Here is a 3,104-nt window from a genome sequence, read left to right as displayed (position 1 = left end):
CCTCCATTGCTTGCTTTTATCGTTTTTACAGAGCGAATAACTCTAGGGTATTTATTGCACTGCACCCATCCAATCCCTTTTTCAATATAGACAAGGCAAAAGGTGAATCTATTGATCTTAAACATAAATTATTAAAGATTCAAGCTTTGAAATTTAGCGTTCTTGACTTCGTTCCAAGATCTGACCCGCTCCTGATTTCCGTAAGTAAATAATAATCAAGATTTAAGTTAAATAAGAACCGCAATTTTATTTCTTTTTATTTTGTTTTTTAGAAGTTTCAGGCGGAATGATAAATGTTAATTCTCCATTATCTTGAGTTTTGATTTTGACTCCTAACTCTAGCAATTCTTGAATCGCACGTTTGCGGACTAATTTATCTTGAGTTGTACTATAAACCATTAACCAAGTCTGAATACGGATGAGTAGATGATCAGGATTTTGTTTTAATGTTTCTGCAAATTCTCGTAACCGGGGGGAAAAATCCTGATCCGGTGTATGTTCTGCCCATTGTGCAGCCATTTCATGAGATTTAGCAGAAGCTTGGCTATCTCCTAATAATAATAATTCATCAATTCCTTTCGTTCGCCAAACTAACCAAGCTTTCGAGTTTTTCGCAGGAGAAAGAGATTGTAAACCTCGTTCTATTAATTGAACCGTTAAATCCGGTCGTGCTTGATAAAAAGAAACCGAAGTGGATAGAAAATTATACATCTCTACCCATCGGGGATCATGGGTAACTATCACCTCAAAATAATCATCTAACAATTCATAATTGGTTTTTTCCCGGGCAGGGTCATCCCCAAAATATTGTAAAAAGCTTAAAAATGTCCAATCCGCCAAAAGGTTGTTGTATCCTAGAGCGGGTAATAACTTGAGCAATTTTAACCGTGCAGTTTCCTGTTGTTGCGCTTGTTGGGCTGCGGTAGCAGAAATCTTCTCAGTGGGGTTCGAGTTCATCCCAGATCCTTTTAAGCCACCTGGGGCATAAAGTTGCATTCCCACAATACTCATTAACGCCATTCCAGCAACCGCAATCGGTACAAGAATAGACAAACCTTTGGGAAAAATAGATTGACCAGAAAGATTTACCACAATTTTTGCCAGAACCCATCATGCTTATCAATAGCCCTGCTGTCGGGGAGCAGTTAGCCGACCCGTCCTAAGCCAGCAGACATGAGTAGAATGCTGCCAGATTCAGGATGACCGAATCATGAACCAGCTAACTTCAAGCCTGACTGCGCTATAAAATCATATCATGCTAGAAAAATAGGCTATTGCTCATGAATTTGGGTTGCCATCAGCAGGAGTGGCTCTACCCATTCCCTTCTAGCTCAAGCTATAATCAGAACTGAAAAATAATTCACTCAGGAAAATCTACGTTTTGGAATGAAGGAGAAGTTAGATTAGAGGTTTTGTCTACAATGGTTCTGAAGTCACTGAATCGATGCTAGGCTTCAATTCGGTTCAGATCCAGTTTGTCTGTCTCAATCCCCCTCAAATTCGGAAAATTTCTATCGGTAAAGGGTTAAAATCATCACTTTTAAACAGTTTTTCCTTTTACCTCTGAAATTCAGCATCCGAGCCGTTTAAAATCTAAATCTAGGCTTTCATCCCTGGCGTCCACTAACAGTCAAGGATCTCAAGCGATATAGGGAGACTCAATGAATCAGAACGTGAAACGCTTTTCCCCGTTCCGTCAAGCCCTGTTTACAGGAGCACTCGCCACCGTCACCGCTTTCATGATGCCCGCTTGGAATAGCAGCGTCAATGCCACCCTCAAAGATAGTCCGAAGGCAGTATTAGACGAAGCTTGGCAAATTGTCAATCGAGAATTTGTTGATGGTAGCTTTAACCAGATTGACTGGCAAGCCCAACGAGAAGAACTCCTCAGTAAGAACTATACTTCCCGCGAAGCCGCCTATACTGAACTCCGAAAAGCCCTAGAAAAGCTTAAAGATCCTTACACTCGCTTCATGGATCCCAAACAGTACGAAGCGTTAACCAATCAAACCGCAGGGGAACTGTCCGGGGTGGGAATGCAACTGACACTGGATGAAAAAACGAAAGCCATTACTGTTGTTGAACCCATTAAAAATTCTCCCGCGATTAAAGCTGGGATCTTAGCCGGGGATAAAGTCCTCTCCATTGATGGCGTTTCTACCACCGGAATGACCGTTGAACAGGCGGCTAATAAAATTCGAGGTGCTGTTGGGACAAGTGTGAATTTACGCATTGGACGGGACGGCGGAAAAGAATTTGATATCACCTTAACTCGTGCCCGCATTGAACTGGAAACCGTTACCTATCGTCTCAATACTGAAGGCGATCGCAGAATTGGTTATATTCAACTACGAGAATTCAATTCCCACGCCGCCGAACAAATGCAAGAGGCGATTGAAGCCTTAAACCAAGAAAAAGTTCAAGGATTTGTTCTTGATTTGCGCGGAAACCCTGGAGGATTACTGCGTAGCAGTATTGAAATTGCTCGAATGTGGATGGATACGGGGGCGATTGTCAGCACCGTTGATCGTAATGGCAAAAGCCAAGAAATTCGGAACAACCGCACCGCCATCACGAATTTACCCGTTGTTGTTTTAGTTGATGGTAATTCTGCCAGTGCCAGTGAGATTTTAGCGGGAGCGTTGAAAGATAATCAACGAGGTGTGGTGATGGGAACTCAAACCTTTGGGAAAGCTTTAGTACAGTCGGTGTTTTCCCTGTCCGATGGTTCAGGATTAGCTGTAACCATTGCCCATTACTATACACCCAATGGAACGGATATTAGTCATAAAGGTGTCACCCCAGATATTAAAGTTGATCTTTCTGAAGATCAGAAAAAACAATTAGCCACTGATCCCAAGTTAATCGGTACATCCCAAGATCCTCTTTACACCAAAGCGATTTCGATTTTGGTTGCAGGTTCAGGAAATCGCCCTTTAGCGATTAATGAATCTAAATAGTAAGATAGATTGACTGTTGAGTGCTAACGGTTAGCACTTAACAGTCAACCGTCAACCGTCACCCGTTAACCGTTACGTGAATTCAAGCTTGGAAGCCTTAATTAAGTTAGCAGAAACGGACTTAGAAGTTGGAAACGTTCGCGA

The 3,104-nt window shown here is 42.0% G+C and carries 3 protein-coding genes; 2 read left to right on the top strand and 1 reads right to left on the bottom strand.

The genetic code is table 11. The features are described from left to right. A partial coding sequence (locus ACKPEB_RS04535) for a hypothetical protein (protein WP_408963634.1) occupies positions 1-212 on the top strand: 212 nt, incomplete at its 5' end. A 34-nt stretch (positions 213-246) separates the two neighbouring features. Here ACKPEB_RS04535 and ACKPEB_RS04530 read toward each other — a convergent pair. After that, positions 247-1,092, bottom strand: coding sequence for a hypothetical protein (locus ACKPEB_RS04530; protein ID WP_408963633.1), 846 nt, complete (start codon positions 1,090-1,092; stop codon positions 247-249). Positions 1,093-1,661: 569 nt separating this feature from the next. Here ACKPEB_RS04530 and ctpB point away from each other — a divergent pair. Continuing rightward, on the top strand, positions 1,662-2,960 hold the full coding sequence (gene ctpB / locus ACKPEB_RS04525) for a carboxyl-terminal processing protease CtpB (RefSeq protein ID WP_408963632.1): 1,299 nt from the start codon (positions 1,662-1,664) through the stop codon (positions 2,958-2,960). Positions 2,961-3,104 lie beyond the last annotated feature (144 nt).

It is taken from the genome of Planktothrix sp. (assembly GCF_046067725.1).
Taxonomy (GTDB): Bacteria; Cyanobacteriota; Cyanobacteriia; order Cyanobacteriales; family Microcoleaceae; genus Planktothrix.
The sequence above is the reverse complement of the archived record's forward strand: the minus strand, read 5'-3'. Positions and strand labels throughout refer to the sequence as shown.